Below are 16,655 nucleotides of genomic sequence, written 5' to 3' on the forward strand. Positions count from 1 at the left end.
CTCAGATCGTGCCCCCTTCGATCACTTCGAGAAGCGCGCCTTCGGGTGTCAGCAGAATGCCCGTCCGCTGACCTGCATAGAGCGGGCCTTCACGCACCACAGGCGCGCTGGCCCAGTGGCCTTCCAGGCGCGCGAAGTCGGGGTGCAGCATGGTCGTGATGGCAACGCCAGGCGGAAGGTCGCCCTCGTGCTTTTCACGCACGGTCGCCTCGGCCGGGTACTGGTCGATCTCGAGGAAGGTCTGGCCTGCGCCGCGTGCGGTCACGATGGCCGTCTTGGTCTCGGGATCGAGGTCGAAGGCCTTGTTGATCATGGAATAGCGGATCGGCACCGGATCAATCACGGGAAGGCCCAGCACGTCCTCCACCCACTTCACGCTGGCCGGCAGATCGTGGCTGGCGAGCACCATGATGAAGGGACGGTCGACCAGCGAGGTTGGCTGCGGAAGACCGTTTTCCTCGCCCGGCTGCAGGATCTGCGTCAGGTAGACGATCTCCTGGTCCTCGCCCTTGACCTGCATCGGCTTGACCGTGGCAAAGCCGTCGAGGTCCTTGGGCGGACCGATGATCTCGAAGGGGCTCTCTTCCATGCGGGCGTTCACGGCCATGACGTCGTTCACACAGATTTCGGTCGCGGCCCAGCCATAGGTGCGGATAGGGGCATAGGAGGCGACCGGATCACCCTCCACGAAGCGCAGGAACACCTCTTCGCCCGAGGCTGGTTGCAGAAGCGCATAGGGGCGTCCGGCCGAGGCCGGGGCCTGCCAGGCGATGGCAAGATCTTCGGGAACGGCGCCTTCGTCGACGACGCGGTAGTCCATCCAACGGGTGTAGCGCTCGCTCGATGCGGCCACGTCGGCAACGACCAGGGTTGCGCATTTGAGTAGGGTCATCGGGTGTCCTGCATTGGGATAGAGGGAAAGAGAAGGCTCAGCCCATCACGCCCGTGGCGTGAAGGATGGCCATGGCGTCGGGCGCCACTGCGAAGGCGTCGATGGCCGCGGCAAGATCTGCATGGCAGTGTCCAAGCCCTGCAAAGTCAAGGCAGCCTTGCGCCTTCTCCATGTGCTGCTCGCGCGAGAGCGGCCATTGGGGCGAGCCGAACTGCGCCTCGACATCCTGCACCAGCGTGCCGCCGTCGGTGGTACGGGCCAGGGCCCGTGCCGGAGCGAAAGCGGCCATGTCGGGATTGTCGTTGGCGATCACCGTGATCTTTCGCGCAAGGGCAAGAACTTCGGGATCGTCGAGCGAGGCGCGCTGGAAGTCGCTCAGAGCCACCTTGCCGCGCAGCAAGGTCACCGCCGCAAGGTACTGCATGCACAGCCGTGCATAGCCGGGCTCCATGTCCGCCTTGGCCGGGCGCCCCACAAGGCGATGGATGAGCGGCGGCGCATGGTATTCAAGGCTTTCAAGATTGGCGGCGGTGAGGCCCTGCCCGGCCATCAGGTCCTGCACGGCCACGATACCGCCATGCCCGGCCCGTCCGGTCGGGAAGGGCTTCCAGCTCACCTCGGTGATGCGGTGCCCCTGCCCCAGCCTGGCGAGCGCGGGCGCGAGTGCCTCGCGCTTTTCCATCAGCGCGAAATAGCCGAAGGGGCCGTCGAGCGGATGGGCCACGCCGGGCATTCCAACTCGTGCGAGGTCCACGGCGACAAGCGCATTGCGCGCCGCATTGGCGACCTGCACCGGCAGCGCGGGCTTGCCCTCGACGTGCGCCTGCATCGTGCCCGAGGTCAGCGCCAAAGCATGACCGAAGGCATCGAGCGCCTCAGTGCGCGGCAGGCGGCGCATCCGCGCGATACCCGCCACGCAGCCGAAGATCCCGGCCGTCGCCGGGCGGAAAAAGGTGAGCGCATCGGGCGCCGCGATCCCGATGGTAACCGAGACATCGACCGCCGCGACAATCGCCGCGAGAAAGTCCTCGCCCCGCACCGGATCACCGCGCTCGGCCTCGGCCAGAAGCGCGGCGAGCGCGGTCGCCATCGGGTGCAGCACGGCCGGTTCATGAACGCAGTCGTATTCCTGCCCGTGGATCTGGAAGCCATTGACGAAGGCCGCTGACGCTGCGGGCAGACGGACACCGGGGCGTCCCAGCACCGAGGCCGCGCCGCCCTCGCCCCAGCCCTGCGCCATGGCGAAGACGCCATCGGCATGGGCGGCGTTACGGCCCGCGATGCCCACGGCCAGGCTGTCGTGCAGGAAGGTGCGCGCCCGCTCCTGCGCCTCGACGGGTATGTTCTCCCATTCGAGTGCCAGCGCGTGGTCGATGAGGACGTGCGCGGGATTTTCGGTGTGCTCAGCCCCGGTCGTCATCTCAGTGCGGCTCCTCGCCGCCCGAGACGTTCATGCTCTCGCCGGTGATGTAGATCGCCTCGTCCGAGCAGAGGAAGGCGATGGCCGAGGCGGTGTCCTGCGGAAGGCCCGGACGGCCCATCGGGATACGCGCGGCCATGCGCTTGAGGTATTCCTCGACGCTGATCCCCTGCACCTCGGCAAAGTGCTCGTTCTGCCATTTGCCAAGGCCGGTAGTGACATGGTTGGGGCACACGTTGTTGACCGTGATGCCTTCCGGGCCCAGCTCGATCGAGGCCGAGCGGACCAAGCCGACCAGTGCGTGCTTGGACGAGCTGTACGCCTGTGCGTGCGGAAAGCCCGACTTGGCTGCCTGGCTGGCGACGTTGATGATGCGCCCGCCCTTGCCAGCTGCAATCATGCGCTTGGCCGCAGCCTGAAGGCCGAACCAGGCGCCGTTGAGATTGACGTCGATCACCGCGCGCCAGTCGTCCACCGACACGTCGACAAGCGGCTTCATGATGTAGCCGATGCCTGCGTTGTTCACCCAGATATCGAGCGAGCCGAAGGTGTCGATTGCATGATCGGCCAGCGCCTCGACCTGCGCCGGGTTGCGCACGTCGCAGGCGAAGGTCGTCGCCTCGCTCGGCATCGCATCGGCAATGCGCTTCATCTCGTCCGTGCTGCCGATCATGGCATCAGGCGTGGAGGCGTCGCGCGAGGCGCCTATGTCCGAAATGACGACCTTGGCGCCCTCTTCCGACAGACGGCGGGCAATCGCTTCGCCCAGACCACCCTCGCGGCCCGAGCCGGTAACAACAGCAACCTTGCCGGCAAACCTCATGCCACGAGCTCCTCGGTCATCACGAAGGTGACATCGACCATGCCCTGGAAGGTAGATGCGACCTCCTGCATGATTTCGCTCTGCGCATCGGCGGCGAACTGCTCCATGTCGTTGACGTCGAGAACTTCGATATATCCGAAGGGCGGCTTTTCATCCGAGCCCAGAACCGAGGTCGAACGGTACACGCGAAAGCTGTCGATGGACTTGAGGGAGTTGGCGGTGGGAAGGTCGGTTTCCCGCGCCCAGGCTTCGTATTCCTCCACCGAAACGCCGGGTTTGAGGTTGAATACGGCGAAGATGATCATCCGGTTTCCCCTTGGATTTGCGTGTCGCCTCGGCCCATCGGCTTCGGCTCTTGCGTCTCTTGTAACGACAATATAGCATAAGGCTATAACAAATGAGGTAGGCCGTGAAGACGTCGCGTACAACTCCACCTGCAAATGATCCTAGCGCCGCCTATGACGGCCCGCCCGACTACCGGGTGATTGGTCGCCATGCGGTATTTCCCGAGACCAACCACGACGAGATCGAGCGCGTGAACTTCCTCGCGCAGATGAACCGGCACCTGGCCGCGCGCGTCGTGCCGGGCGTGAAGGCGGCTTACGACAGCCGCGTCGCACCGAAGTTCGAGGCCGAGAACGGACGGCCGCTCGCCAATCGCCACGAGGCGCGCAAGGCGCTGCTCAAGGACCCGGCCTTCCAGACCTGGTCTGCGCTGCGCCGCATGACGATGGAGCAGCGCCAGCAGGCCGGACGCTGGACTTCGCTGCGCCAGGCCGAACGCCTCGCCGCCATTGCGGCCGACCTGACCGACGGCGATCCGCGTCTGCAGCTCGATCCCACGGTGGAGATACCGCGCTACGTCTCGGCGGTCGACCACCACTGCATGCCCGGCAGCTACCACACCGAGTACTTCGAGGGTGACGTCACCAACGGCGCGAACTACGACCACGCCGGGTTCGTCACCACCAGCGGGCTTCTCGGCAAGTACTCCGACGGCGGCGGCATGGCGGTGGTCAACTGGGTGAAGAAGAACCTGCCCGATTTTGCGCCCAGGAAGATCCTCGAGATCGGCGGCACGGTCGGCCACTCCAGCCTGCCCTTGGCGCAGGCCTATCCCGAAGCCGAGATGACCATCGTCGATCTCGGTGCACCCGTGCTGCGCTATGGCCTGGCCCGCGCCAAGTCGCTGGGCGTCGACAACGTCTCCTTCGTGCAGGCGAGCGGCGAGGACCTCTCGCGCTTCGAGGACGCCAGCTTCGACTGGATCCAGACGACGATGTTCCTCCACGAACTTTCGACCACCGCGCTGCGCAACATCTTCCGCGAAACGCGCCGCCTGCTCAAACCCGGCGGCATCGTGCTGCACGTCGAGCAGCCCCAGTATGCGCCCGAAATGCCGCTCTTCGAGCAGGCGATGCGTGACTGGGATGCCTTCTACAACAACGAACCCTTCTGGTCGCGCATGCACGAGATGGACCTCGACGAGGCCATGGTCGATGCCGGCTTTGCAAAGGACAGCCTGATCCATGGCGGCGTCTACGGCGTGGTCGACCGCGAGCTGTTCCCCGATGCGGAAGAAGATGACACCGAAGACTATGGCCGCAAGGCGGCCTGGCACGTGATCGGAGCCGTGGCATGAGCTTTTCCGACGCCCTGAACGGAGCCGGCGCCAAGCCTGCCGGCAAGCGTCCCTATTTCCTCGAGCCCCAGGTCGAGAAGGTCCTCGCGATCACCATGGCGGTAGCCCAGGAACTGGCGGTGGCCCGCCAGCGCAACGACACGCTTGAGCGTTTGCTGCGCGAAAAGGGCATCCTGGAAGATGGCGAGATCGACGCCTTCGAACCCACCCGTGAAGCTTCGGCCGAACGGCAGATGTGGAACCAGGAATACATCGCCCGCATCCTGCGCATCGTGCAGCAGGAGAACGAAGCTGCGGTTCTGGATGACGATGTCGCCTCGGGCGATGTCGGCGAAGAACTCGCACGGGAGGCGTGATCGCACCATGAGCGAAACCTTCGAATTCACCGTTCCCGTGCTGGTGGTGGGCGGCGGCGCCTGCGGCTGTATTGCCGCTCTTGCCGCCGCGAAGGCCGGGGCCGAGGTGCTGCTGATCGAGCAGGACGAGCGCCCGATGGGCTCTACCGGCATGTCGCAGGGCCTTATCTGCGCGGCGGGCACAAAGGCCCAGGCCGCACAGGGCATCGAGGACAGCGCGCACACCTATTTCGATGACATCATGGCCAAGACCAAGGGGCAGACCGACCCGGTCCTGGCGCGGGCCATCGCCGATCATGCGGGGCCTACAGTCGACTGGATGGTCGAGGAACTCGACATGCCCTGGGAGCTCGATACGGGCTTTCGCCCCGCCTACGGCAACAGCACCTACCGGGTGCACGGCTGGCGCGGGCACGGCGGGCAGGACATGGTCGACCTGCTTCACCGCCGCCTGGACGACAACGGTGTCGATGTCATGACCGAAGCCAAGCTGGTCGAAGTCCACGCAGATGAGGATGGGCGGATCACCGGGGTGACCATCGCGCGCCCGGACGGTTCGCACGAAGCGGTTGGCTGCGACACGCTGATCCTCGCCTGCGGCGGCTTTGCGGCGAACCATGCGATGGTCGCGGCGAACATGCCCGAAATGGCCGAAGCGCGGAACAATGGCCACGAAGGCAGCCAGGGCACAGGCATCGCGGTCGGCGGCAAGGTTGGCGCCGCGCTTGGCGACATGGCCTCCTACCAGGGGTATGCCATGCTGACCGAACCGCAGGGCATGCCGGTCCCGCCGGGCGTCCCGATTGCCGGCGGTATCCTCGTCAACATCGAGGGCAAGCGCTTCACCAACGAGACCGACGATATTGCCGGCATGGTGCACCCCGTGCTGCAGCAACCGGGCGACTATGTCTGGGTGATCTACGACGACCGCATCGAGAAGGACGTCGACTACATCCCCGAGATTATCGAGCTCAACAAGCTCAACGCCCCGCGCTTCGCCGACAGCGAAGAAGAACTCGCCCAGGTCCTCGGCCTTCCTGTCGACAACCTCGTGGCAACGCTGGCCGAGGCACGCGCTGCACAAGGCTCGGGCACGGCCGACAGCTTCGGCCGCGTCTGGGACGGCGACCTTCCCCCTGCCCCGCGCTTCCGCGCGCTGAAGGTGGTGGGCGCGATCTTCCACACCCAGGGCGGTCTTCAGATCGATGGCAACGCGCAGGTCCTGCGCCCCGATGGCACAAAACTTCCCAACCTCTTTGCAGGTGGCGGCGCCGCGCGGTCCGTTTCCGGCCCGGCGCACTGGGGCTATCTTCCGGCCATGGGGCTGGCGACGGCCGTGACTTTCGGTCGCCTTGCCGGAGAGGCCGCGGCCAAGCTCGCGCTGAGCCGCGAACCGGCCTGATGCGCATCGCCTTTACCTCGCTTCTTTCGTAATCCCCGGCCGCACGCCCTGCCTGCGGCCTCATTCACGGGAACCACACCATGTCCGATATCGCCGCTCCGGCCGCTCCTGCTTCCATCGCCCCGTGTCCGGGGGACCTTCGCGCCAAGCTTGAAGGCATCGTCGACGCGGCCAACGTAACCTCCGACGAGGCGCGCTTGCGCCTGTTCAGTGAAGACGTCTGGATTGCCTCCAATCACGTCGCCATGCTGATCGTGGCCCCGGCGACGACCGAGGAACTCGCCGCCGTGGTCGCCGCCGCAAACGAGGCCGGGGTCGCCCTTGCCCCGCGCGGTGCGGGCATGAGCTATACCGAAGCCTACATTCCGGCGACCAGTGACACGATCACCATCGACACCACGCGCATGAACAAGGTGCTGGATATCAGCCCCGAGGACATGACCGTGACCGTGCAGGCCGGGTGCTCGTGGCGCGAGCTGAACGAGGCACTCAAGGAGAAGGGCCTGCGCACGCCGTTCTGGGGGCCGATGTCGGGCATCTACTCCACCATTGGTGGCGGTCTCTCGATGCTGAACGCCATGTTCGGTGCAGGCCACTACGGCACCACCAGCGAGAGCGTCATTGCGCTGACCATGGTGCTGGCCGACGGGCGTATCCTGCGCACCGGCGCGCGCGGGCCGGATGGCGACACGCCGTTCTACCGCCACTTCGGCCCGGACATTGCGGGCCTCTTCTGCGGCGATTCGGGCACTCTGGGGCTCAAGGCCGAGATCACCCTGCGGCTCATCCGCACTCCCGCTTTCGAGCAGTCCGCCTCGTTCTCATTCAAGAGCGGCCCCGCCATGCTCGAGGCTCTGGGCGAAATGGCCCGCGAGGGTCTTGCTGCGGAAAGCTGTGGCTTTGACCCGGGCCTCACCAAGGTGCGCATGAAGCGCATGTCGATGGCGAGCGACGTGAAGACGCTGGGCAAGGTCATCTCCAAGGAGAAGTCACTGGGCAAGGGCCTGCTGGCCGCAGCCAAGATCGCCATGGGCGGCCGCAACTTCATCCCCGAGGAAGAGTACCCGCTCCACATAACCGCCGAAGGGCGCTGCAAGGAGGCGGTCGCCCACGACATTGCCCGGGCCCGCGAAATTGCGGCGAAGTTCGACGGCGTGGAGATCGAGAATTCGATCGCCAAGATCATCCGCGCCATGCCTTTCCCTGCGCCCAACTCGATCCTGGGTCCTGAAGGCGAAAGCTGGATTCCGGTCCATGGCCAGTTCTCGCTCTCGACCGCGCCCAAGGCCTTTGCCGAGATCCGCGCCTACTTTGACGAGATGCAGGAGACCTTCGACAAGCATGGCATCTTCAACGGCTTCCTGATCTCCTCGATGTCGACCAACGCCATCATCATCGAGCCGGTCTTCTTCTGGCCCGAAGGGTACCGCCCGATCCACGAATCGATGGTCGAGCCCGACCACATGAAGCGCCTGAAGCAGCTCGGCGCCCACCCCGAAGCCACGGCCATCGTCACGGCCGCGCGCGAGAAGGTGAAGGAAATCGCGCGCAAGTATGGCGCAGGCCACTTCCAGATCGGCCGTTCCTATGCCTATCGCGACCGCATGGACGAGGCCTTCCTCGACGTTCTCGACGCGGTAAAGAACACGGTTGATCCCAAGGGCCTGTTCAATCCGGGCGGCCTGGGCTTCCCGCAGGGCAAGATCGCCCAATAATGACCCAAGTCGAGAAGACCTACCGCGCGATCCGTCTCACACGGATCGCGCCCTCCTTCCGCGAAGCCTGCGATATCGTCGAACTGCCGAGCCGGGAGCCCGGCCCCGGAGAAATCCGCGTGCGCAACCGTTTTTGCGGCATCAACGGCATCTTCGACACGCAGATTGCGCGCGATGCCGTCGACTACGTCAAGATTGCTCTCCCCACTTTCACCGGGGTCGAGGCCATCGGTACGGTCGAGGCGGTGGGCGAAGGCGTCAGCGATTTCGCGGTGGGCGATGCGGCTGTCTCGGTCCGCTTCACCGGCGGCTACCGCGAGGAGAACACCGCGCCCGCAAGCGGCTTCGTCAAGGCCCCTGCGGTCACGCGCGAGTACCTCGCGCTTGCCTCGACGGGCGTGTCGGCCATGGTCGCCCTCGAACGTATCGGTGAACTGAAGGACGGCGAGACGGTCGCGATCTCGGCCGCCGCGGGGGGACTTGGCCATTTCCTTGTCCAGCTTGCTGCCCTGCGCGGATGCCATGTGGTGGGCGTTGCCGGAGGCCCCCAGAAGTGTGCCTTCGTGAAGTCGCTCGGCGCCGCGCGCGTCATCGACTACAAGGCCGAGGACGTGGCGCAAGTGCTCGGCCGCGAATACCACAACGCGCTCAACGTCGCGGTCGATACCGTCAGCGGGCCGATCCACGACGCCTTCCTGGCGAACCTCGCCAACCACGGACGGCTTGTCGTTGGAGGCGCCGCCTCGGATCTTGAAGGCAAGCCCGAGATCGTCACCGCCCCGCGCATCGCCAATTCGATCTACTACAAGAGCGCCTCGGTGCGCGGTTTCATGAACGGCCTACTCACCCAGTATTGGGACGAGGCGCGCGCGCGTCTCTTCCGCCTCTATGAGGAGGGCAAGCTCAAGGTCCATCTCGACAGTGCCGATTACCACGGCATCGAGGGGATCTATGACGGCGTCGAGCGTCTCCTGTCTGCTCGCTCATCGGGCAAGGTGGTCGTAGACTTGCACGCCGCGCCCTGAACAGGTCTAGGCAGGTCGCTGAGGCAAGCCCATGACGCTTGCCCTTCGACCATTTGCGAACGGGCTGACGAAAAAACAACGATGACATCCACGGGACCAAAGTACCCATCCGGTGAGCCCCGCCTTGTCCGGCGGGTGAACGACCGGTCTTAAGAGCGCTCGTATGAGCGAGCTTAGGAGCGGAGCATGGGTCAGATCACGGTGATGGCGGGGCCGGAGCGTCGGCGGCGTTGGAGCGAGGAGGAGCGGCTTGATATCCTCGCCGAGGCCTTTGCGCCGGGTGCCTGCGTTGCTGACGTATCCCGGCGGCGCGACGTTTCGACCAGCCTGATCTACACTTGGCGGCGCAAGTTGCAGGAACAGGCGGAAGCAGCGTCGTTGCCGGTACCAAAGGTAACATTTGCGCAGGCCGTGCTCGCCGATGATGAGCAGCCTGCCGATCATGATCCGTGCGCCGCGATCACGGTCGAACTGGGCGAAGGTTGCTGCGTGCGTATTTCGTCGTCTGCATCGGCTACGCTGGTTTCGGCGACATTGAAGGCGCTGCGATGATCCCATCGGGCGCGAGAGTCTGGATCGCGATGGGCCACACGGACATGCGCAAGGGCATGCAGGGGCTGGCCTTGCAGGTGCAACAGGGCCTGAAGCGCGATCCGCATGGCGGCGACCTGTTCGTGTTCCGCGGGCGGACGGGATCGCTGGTCAAGATCATCTGGCACGACGGCATCGGCATGTCGCTCTATGCCAAACGGCTCGAGAAGGGGCGCTTCGTCTGGCCCTCGGCTCGGGAAGGCATGGTCTCGCTGACCAATGCGCAATTGTCCTGCCTGCTGGAGGGGATCGACTGGCGTAATCCCCAGTATTCGTGGCGTCCGCAGAGCGCCGGATAGGTGCGGCATTTTCTTCGTTGGCTAGCGCATTTTTGGCTTTGACCGGAGGCCGATCTGTGATTCCATGCCCCTCATGGACAAGGCCGTATCGCCCCTTCCGGACGACGTCGAAGCGCTCAAGGCGCTACTGGCCGCCGCGGTCTTGCGCGCCGATGATGCCGAGGCCCGCCTTGCCAAGGCCAAGGCCCGCGAGAGTGCGATCGAGGCGCTGATCGCCCACCTCAAACTGCAGATCGCCAGGCTGCGCCGCGAGCAATATGGCGCCAGCGCCGAACGCAGCCGCCATCTGCTCGATCAGCTGGAATTGCAGCTTGAAGATCTCGAGGCCGATGCCTGCGAGAATGATTGCGCTGCCGAAGCCGCTGCGGCGAAGACGAGCGAGGTCGCCGCCTTCGACCGCAAGCGCCCGAGCCGCAAGCCGTTCCCCGAACATCTGCCGCGCGAACGCGTCGTCATCCCCGCGCCCTGTTTGTGCCCGTCCTGCGGCGGCGCGCGCCTGTCGAAGCTGGGCGAGGATATCACCGAGACTCTGGAAGTGATCCCGCGCCAGTGGAAGGTGATCCAGACGGTGCGCGAGAAGTTCTCCTGCCGGGACTGCGAGATGATTATGCAGCCCCCGGCGCCGTTCCATGTCGTGCCACGCGGATGGGCGGGCCCCAGCTTTCTCGCCATGCTCTTGTTCGAGAAGTACGGCCAGCACCAGCCCTCAACCGGCAGGCCGAGCGCTTTGCCCGCGAAGGCGTTGCGCTCAGCACCTCGACATTGGCCGACCGTGTCGGTGCCGCCGCCTTCGCACTCATGCCGCTCTACCGGCGGATCGAGACCCATGTGCTGGATGCAACCCGGATCCACGGCGACGATACCACCGTGCCGGTCATGGCGAAGGGCAAGACCGATACGGCGCGCCTGTGGGTCTATGTGCGCGATGACCGACCCTTCGCCGGCTGCGATCCGCCAGCGGCCCTGTTCCACTATTCGCGCGACCGGCGCGGCGAGCATCCTCGGCGCATCTGGCGTCCCGGCAGGATTCTGCAGGCCGATGCCTATGGCGGCTACAACGAGCTTTACGCGCCCGGTCGTCAGCCAGCACCCGTGATCGAGGCGGGCTGCTTCGCGCATGCACGCCGCAAATTCTTCGAGCTGGCCGATGTCGAGGGAGCCGCGCGCAGGAGAAGCCGCGGCGAGCACACCGGCATGATCTACCCGATTGCGCTGGAGGCCGTGCAGCGCCTCGATGCCCTGTTCGAGATCGAGCGCGGCATCAATGGCAAGACGGCAGCCGAGCGCGTTGCACTCCGGCAGGAACGCAGCGCGCCGCTGATGGCGGATTTGCACGCCTGGCTCACCGCGCAGCTCGCGAAGCTGTCGCGCAGCCATGATCTGGCGAAGGCGATAGGCTACATGCTCCGGCGCTGGGATGCCTTCACCCGCTTCCTCGATGATGGCCGGATCTGCATCACCAACAATGCCGCCGAGCGGGCACTGCGCTGTGTACCGCTGGGCCGCAAGGCATGGCTGTTCTGCGGTTCGGATCGCGGCGGCCAGCGCGCGGCTGTGCTCTACACGCTGATCCAGACGGCCCGGCTTAACGACGTGGATCCGCAGGCGTGGCTGGCCGATGTCCTCGCGCGCATCGCCGGACATCCCGCGCACCGGATCGATGAACTGCTGCCCCGAACTGGCGTGCGAACGCAGGAGTGCTATCGCAGGCGGCATGACCGCTCGATCCATGCAGAGGCCCACGGCCATCGACAGCTTCACGCAAATCGCAACGCTGCGCATCGACCTCAAGGACAGCGATCCGCCGATCTGGCGGCAGGTCGAAGTGCCGACCTCGATCACCCTCAAGGTCCTGCATGACATCGTCCATGCCGCGATGGGCTGGTTCGACTATCATCTCTGGGAGATGGTGATCGACGGCCAGGCATACGGCATCCCGATGGATGACGGCTGGGGCACTCCGCTGCCCAAAAATGCCTCGAGGGTTCGTCTGCGTGATATCCTGGCTCCGGGCACCATCAGGATCGCCTATTCCTACGACTTTGGTGACGACTGGCAGCACACGCTGACCCTGAGTGATGTTCGCCAGGGCGACCCGGCCATAGCCTACCCGCGCTTCATCGCCGGCGAGCGCAATTGCCCGCCCGAAGATTGCGGAGGGATTAGCGGCTTCTACGAAATGCTCGATGCGAGGTCCGATCCCGCGCACGAGGAACATGCTGACATCTGCCGCTGGCTCGAAGACTACGACCCAGAGGAACTGGATATCTTCCCCATCCAGGTCGCGCTCGGCCGTATCGCCGCCAAACGCAACGCCGCCGCAAAGCGCATCATCACAAAATAGGGCGTGTAGCTATCGCGCCGCGGTCCTCACCGGATGGATACGGACCAAAGACACTTTTCGAGAAGATCTGGGAAACACACCGGATCGATACCGGCACCTCGGGCGCCGGACTTGTCGCTATCGACCGCGTGTTCCTGCACGAGCGCACGGGGGCGGCTGCGCTCAAATCGATGGCCGCGGCGGGCCGTCCGGTCCGCGATCCGGCCCGTGTCTTTGCGGTCATGGACCACATTGTCGACACCCGCATCGGACGCGGTGACGGCACGCTGATGGAAGGTGGCTCGGCCTTCATCACCGAGACCCGCGCCGCGGCCAAGGCGGCAGGCATCACCCTGTTCGACGTCAACGATCCTGACCAGGGCATCACCCACGTCATTTCGCCCGAACTCGGCATCGTGCTTCCGGGCGTGACCCTTGTCGCGCCCGACAGCCACACCTGCACGCAGGGCGCGCTGGGCGCGCTGGCCTGGGGCATCGGCTCGAGCGAAGCCGAGCATGCCATGGCGACCGGCACCCTGCGCATCGAAAAGCCCAGGACGATGCGCGTCACCTTCACCGGCCAGCTTGCCCCGGGCGTCACCGCCAAGGACATGGCGCTCGCTCTCATTGCCGCGCACGGCGCAGGTGGCGGCGCGGGCCATGCGGTCGAGTTCGCAGGCGAGGCCGTGGAAGCGCTCGACATCGAAGCGCGCATGACCTTGTGCAACATGGCGACCGAATTCTCGGCCATGGCCGGGTTCATCGCACCTGACGCCAAGACTTTCGAGTACCTTGCCGGACGCCGCTATGCGCCCGCGAATTTCGACGATCCCTACTGGCAGACGCTCTCGACCGACGAGGGCGCGACCTTCGACACCGAAATCGAGATCGACGCGGCCTCGCTCGCACCGATGGTCAGCTGGGGCACCAGCCCGCAGCATTCCATGCCCATCGACGGCGCGGTGCCGCAGGGCCCTGAGCGTGCGCACCAATACATCGACCTTGCCCCGGGCACCGCGATGCTGGGAACGCCCATCGACGTTGCCTTTGTCGGCTCGTGCACCAACGCGCGCCTTTCCGACCTTCGCCGCGCCGCGGCCCTGGTCAAGGGCCGCAAGGTTGCCGCTAGCATCAAGAAGGCGATGGTCGTTCCGGGAAGTTCCGCGGTCAAGCGCGCCGCCGAAGCCGAGGGGCTGGACACGATCTTCACCGAAGCAGGCTTCGAATGGCGCGCCAGCGGCTGTTCGCTATGCTTCTTCGCAGGCGGTGAACGCTTCCCCGAAGGAAGCCGCACGATCAGTTCGACCAACCGCAACTTCGAGGGTCGCCAGGGTCCGGGCATCCGCACCCATATCGCAAGCCCCGAAACCGTGATCGCGAGCGCCGTTGCCGGTGTCATTGCCGACCCGCGCGAACTGGCCAAGGAGAGCGCGCAGTGACCCCCTTCACAACCCTCACCTCGGTTGCCGTGCCGATCCTGCGCGACAACGTCGATACCGACGCGATCATCCCGAGCCGCGAGATGAAGAGCACCGGGCGCACCGGCCTGGCCGAGGGCCTCTTCGCACCCTGGCGTTACAGCGACGTTGCCGCACGCACCCCCGATCCGACCTTCGAGCTCAACATGCCCGAGGCCAGGGGCGGCCAGGTGATCCTGGGCGGCGCCAACTTCGGCTGTGGTTCGAGCCGCGAGCACGCGGTCTGGGCGCTCGTCGAGTACGGCATCCGCTGCGTCATTGCCGAGAGCTTCGCGCCGATCTTCCGCGCCAACTGCATTCGCAACGGCGTCCTTCCGATCACCCTGCCCCGGACCGACGTTGACGCGCTGGCCTGGCAGGAGATCACGGTCGACCTGCCCGCGCAGACGGTGACGGCCGGCGCGACAACCCACAGCTTCACGATCGAGGACGAGCCGCGCACGATGCTGCTCGAAGGCCTCGACGTGATCGACCTCACATTGAAGGCCCTGCCCGCCATCGAGGCATGGACCGACGCCGACCGCACGGCGCGTCCCTGGGTCTACCTGGAGAAGACCGCATGACCGAAATCCTCATTTCCGAAGTCGGCCCGCGCGACGGCCTGCAGTCGATCAAGCAGGTAATGCCGCTCGAAGCCAAGAAGGCCTGGATCGCGGCCGAGGCCGCCGCCGGTGTCAAGGAGATCGAGGTGGGCAGCTTTGTCCCGCCCAAGCTCCTGCCGCAGATGGCCGATACCGCTGAACTGGTGGAATTCGCCAAGGGCATCGAGGGCCTCAACGTCGTGGCTCTCGTCCCCAACGCGCGCGGCGCGGAGAACGCGGCGAAGGCGGGCGTTCACGGCATGTCGATCCCCTTTTCGCTGAGCGAGACCCACTCGATCCGCAACGTCAAGAAGGACCACCCCGCGATGCTCGCCGAGATCGCGAAAGTAGCTGAGATCGCCAAGGATGCCGGCATCCACTTCGCGGTGGGTCTCTCGACCGCGTTCGGCTGCACCATCGAGGGTGCGGTGCCCGAAGACACCGTGGTGCGCCTTGCTGTCGCCGCCGCCGAAGCGGGCGGCCAGGAGTTCAGCCTGTCCGACACCACCGGCTATGCCGACCCTGCGCAGGTCAAGCGTCTCGTGCGCAAGGTAAAGGCCGCGGTAGGCGATGACATGCTCACCACGCTGCACCTCCACAACACACGCGGCCTTGGCCTGGCCAACGCCCTGGCGGGCCTTGAGGAAGGGATCACCACCATCGATTCCTCGCTCGGCGGTCTGGGCGGCTGCCCCTACGCGCCCGGTGCCTCGGGCAACCTCGTCACCGAGGATCTCGTTCTCATGCTCAATTCCATGGGCTATGACACCGGCATCGACCTGGAAAAACTGCTCGAAGTGCGGTCGATCCTGACAGAGGCACTTCCGGGCGAACCGCTTTACGGCTTCACGCCCGATGCAGGTCCGATGCTGGACTACAAGGAAAGGATTGCGCGATGAGCGCTGAACAGGGCGGCGCACCGACGCCGCTGGCCGGGATCACGGTCATCGAATTCACCCACATGGTCATGGGCCCCACGGTCGGCCACATCCTTGCCGGGCTTGGCGCCGATGTCGTGCGCATCGAGCCCATCGGCGGCGACCGCACCCGCAAGCTGCTGGGTTCGGGCTCGGGCTACTTCCCGATGTACAACCGCGGCAAGAAGTCGATCTGCCTCGACCTCAAGAGCGCGGAAGGCATCGCGGTCGCCAAGGACCTGTGCGCCAAGGCCGATGTCCTCGTCGAGAACTTCCGCCCCGGCGCGCTTGATCGCCTCGGCCTCTCCTACGAGACGCTCGCCGAGACCAATCCGGGCATCATCTACTGCTCCGAAAAGGGCTTCCTGCCCGGCCCCTACGAAGAGCGCACCGCGCTCGACGAAGTGGCGCAGATGATGGGCGGCCTTGCCTACATGACGGGCCCTCCGGGACGCCCCTTGCGCGCCGGCTCCAGCGTCGTCGACGTGACGGGCGGCATGTTTGGCGTGATCGGCATCCTAGCCGCACTTGAAGAACGCCACCGCACCGGCAAGGGCCAGAAGGTCGTCGCCAGCCTGTTCGAGACCACGATCTACCTCGTGGGCCAGCACATGGCGCAGTTCGCGGTCACCGGAAAGGCCGCCAACCCGATGCCCGCGCGCATCTCGGCCTGGGCGATCTACGACGTCTTCGAAACCAAGGACGAGCCCGTCTTCATCGGCGTGGTCAGCGATGTCCTGTGGGAGAAGTTCTGCAAGATCTTCCAGCTCGACGAGCTTTGGGCCGACGAGAGCATCCGCACCAACAACGAGCGCGTGAAGGCGCGTGACCGCATCCTGCCGCAAGTGCGCGAGATGTTCCTGGGCATGACCCGTGACGAAGTTGTCGGCATGCTCGAAGGCACGGGTCTTCCCTTCGCCCCGATCGGCAAGCCCGAGGACATGTTCGACGATCCCCAGCTTGCCGAAGGCGGCCTTGAGGACGTGACCCTCGACAGCGGCGAACAGACCCGCCTGCCCACCATCCCGCTGCAGATGGGCGGCAAGCGTCCGGGCGCTCCGGTTACGCTCCCCGGCGCGGGCCAGGACAGCCGCTCAGTGCTCGAGAGCCTGGGCTACTCGGCCGAGAAGATCGACGCTCTCACCGCCAAGGGTGCTGTCGGCACGGCCTGATCCGCCCGGATACACGACA

Annotated in this window: 17 protein-coding genes and 1 pseudogene; 14 read left to right on the forward strand and 4 right to left on the reverse strand. The window is 65.6% G+C overall.

Annotated features, from left to right (window positions below; genetic code table 11):
* Nucleotide 1: 1 nt before the first annotated feature.
* From HT578_RS02050 to HT578_RS02065, 4 genes are read right to left on the reverse strand one after another with little or no spacing between them, the layout of a single operon-like run.
* Nucleotides 2-892 (reverse strand): VOC family protein, encoded by an 891-nt coding sequence (locus tag HT578_RS02050; RefSeq protein WP_213501899.1) that lies wholly within the window; start codon nucleotides 890-892, stop codon nucleotides 2-4.
* 37 nt (nucleotides 893-929) lie between these two features.
* Entirely contained in the window at nucleotides 930-2,312 is a 1,383-nt protein-coding gene (locus HT578_RS02055) for an MmgE/PrpD family protein (protein ID WP_213501901.1), read from the reverse strand.
* A 1-nt stretch (nucleotide 2,313) separates the two neighbouring features.
* Nucleotides 2,314-3,135, reverse strand: a complete 822-nt coding sequence (locus HT578_RS02060; protein ID WP_213501904.1) for an SDR family NAD(P)-dependent oxidoreductase — start codon at nucleotides 3,133-3,135, stop codon at nucleotides 2,314-2,316.
* Nucleotides 3,132-3,440: an REDY-like protein HapK gene (locus tag HT578_RS02065; protein WP_213501906.1), complete on the reverse strand. Its 309-nt coding sequence runs from the start codon at nucleotides 3,438-3,440 to the stop codon at nucleotides 3,132-3,134. Before HT578_RS02065 ends, HT578_RS02060 begins: the two co-directional genes overlap by 4 nt.
* A 104-nt stretch (nucleotides 3,441-3,544) precedes the next feature.
* Here HT578_RS02065 and HT578_RS02070 point away from each other — a divergent pair, with 104 nt between their 5' ends.
* The 14 genes and pseudogenes from HT578_RS02070 to HT578_RS02130 all read left to right on the forward strand — a co-directional run bounded on the left by HT578_RS02070 (nucleotide 3,545) and on the right by HT578_RS02130 (nucleotide 16,636).
* Nucleotides 3,545-4,777: a class I SAM-dependent methyltransferase gene (locus HT578_RS02070; protein WP_213501909.1), complete on the forward strand. Its 1,233-nt coding sequence runs from the start codon at nucleotides 3,545-3,547 to the stop codon at nucleotides 4,775-4,777.
* Nucleotides 4,774-5,133 carry a hypothetical protein gene (locus HT578_RS02075; protein WP_039393604.1) on the forward strand — a complete coding sequence of 120 codons (360 nt, stop codon included), beginning with the start codon at nucleotides 4,774-4,776 and terminating at the stop codon, nucleotides 5,131-5,133. Before HT578_RS02070 ends, HT578_RS02075 begins: the two co-directional genes overlap by 4 nt.
* 7 nt (nucleotides 5,134-5,140) lie before the next feature.
* A complete protein-coding gene (locus tag HT578_RS02080; protein WP_213501911.1) occupies nucleotides 5,141-6,535 on the forward strand; it encodes an FAD-dependent oxidoreductase in 1,395 nt (464 codons plus the stop codon).
* 80 nt (nucleotides 6,536-6,615) lie between these two features.
* Nucleotides 6,616-8,250 (forward strand): FAD-binding oxidoreductase, encoded by a 1,635-nt coding sequence (locus HT578_RS02085; protein ID WP_213501914.1) that lies wholly within the window; start codon nucleotides 6,616-6,618, stop codon nucleotides 8,248-8,250.
* Complete coding sequence (locus HT578_RS02090) at nucleotides 8,250-9,275, forward strand: zinc-binding dehydrogenase (protein WP_213501915.1); 1,026 nt, start codon at nucleotides 8,250-8,252, stop codon at nucleotides 9,273-9,275. Before HT578_RS02085 ends, HT578_RS02090 begins: the two co-directional genes overlap by 1 nt.
* A gap of 186 nt (nucleotides 9,276-9,461) precedes the next feature.
* Nucleotides 9,462-9,827: an IS66-like element accessory protein TnpA gene (gene tnpA / locus HT578_RS02095; RefSeq protein ID WP_008604013.1), complete on the forward strand. Its 366-nt coding sequence runs from the start codon at nucleotides 9,462-9,464 to the stop codon at nucleotides 9,825-9,827.
* Nucleotides 9,824-10,165, forward strand: coding sequence for an IS66 family insertion sequence element accessory protein TnpB (tnpB, locus tag HT578_RS02100; RefSeq protein WP_008604014.1), 342 nt, complete (start codon nucleotides 9,824-9,826; stop codon nucleotides 10,163-10,165). Before tnpA ends, tnpB begins: the two co-directional genes overlap by 4 nt.
* A 73-nt stretch (nucleotides 10,166-10,238) precedes the next feature.
* Nucleotides 10,239-10,706 (forward strand): annotated as a pseudogene (locus HT578_RS22105) (transposase domain-containing protein); the annotation flags it as partial.
* Nucleotides 10,707-10,810: 104 nt separating this feature from the next.
* Nucleotides 10,811-12,025, forward strand: a complete 1,215-nt coding sequence (tnpC, locus tag HT578_RS22110; RefSeq protein WP_239026442.1) for an IS66 family transposase — start codon at nucleotides 10,811-10,813, stop codon at nucleotides 12,023-12,025.
* Nucleotides 11,991-12,509 carry a plasmid pRiA4b ORF-3 family protein gene (locus HT578_RS02110; protein ID WP_239026443.1) on the forward strand — a complete coding sequence of 173 codons (519 nt, stop codon included), beginning with the start codon at nucleotides 11,991-11,993 and terminating at the stop codon, nucleotides 12,507-12,509. The genes tnpC and HT578_RS02110 overlap by 35 nt, the downstream gene beginning before the upstream one ends.
* A gap of 11 nt (nucleotides 12,510-12,520) precedes the next feature.
* The gene (locus tag HT578_RS02115; RefSeq protein ID WP_213503953.1) at nucleotides 12,521-13,927 is read left to right on the forward strand and encodes a 3-isopropylmalate dehydratase large subunit; all 1,407 of its coding nucleotides are present in this window, start codon (nucleotides 12,521-12,523) and stop codon (nucleotides 13,925-13,927) included.
* Nucleotides 13,924-14,529 carry a 3-isopropylmalate dehydratase small subunit gene (leuD, locus tag HT578_RS02120; RefSeq protein WP_213501918.1) on the forward strand — a complete coding sequence of 202 codons (606 nt, stop codon included), beginning with the start codon at nucleotides 13,924-13,926 and terminating at the stop codon, nucleotides 14,527-14,529. The genes HT578_RS02115 and leuD overlap by 4 nt, the downstream gene beginning before the upstream one ends.
* Nucleotides 14,526-15,446, forward strand: coding sequence for a hydroxymethylglutaryl-CoA lyase (locus HT578_RS02125; protein WP_213501920.1), 921 nt, complete (start codon nucleotides 14,526-14,528; stop codon nucleotides 15,444-15,446). The genes leuD and HT578_RS02125 overlap by 4 nt, the downstream gene beginning before the upstream one ends.
* Entirely contained in the window at nucleotides 15,443-16,636 is a 1,194-nt protein-coding gene (locus tag HT578_RS02130) for a CaiB/BaiF CoA transferase family protein (RefSeq protein ID WP_213501922.1), read from the forward strand. The genes HT578_RS02125 and HT578_RS02130 overlap by 4 nt, the downstream gene beginning before the upstream one ends.
* The last annotated feature ends 19 nt before the right edge of the window (nucleotides 16,637-16,655 follow it).

The organism is Novosphingobium decolorationis (genome assembly GCF_018417475.1).
In the GTDB taxonomy this organism is placed as follows: domain Bacteria; phylum Pseudomonadota; class Alphaproteobacteria; order Sphingomonadales; family Sphingomonadaceae; genus Novosphingobium; species Novosphingobium decolorationis.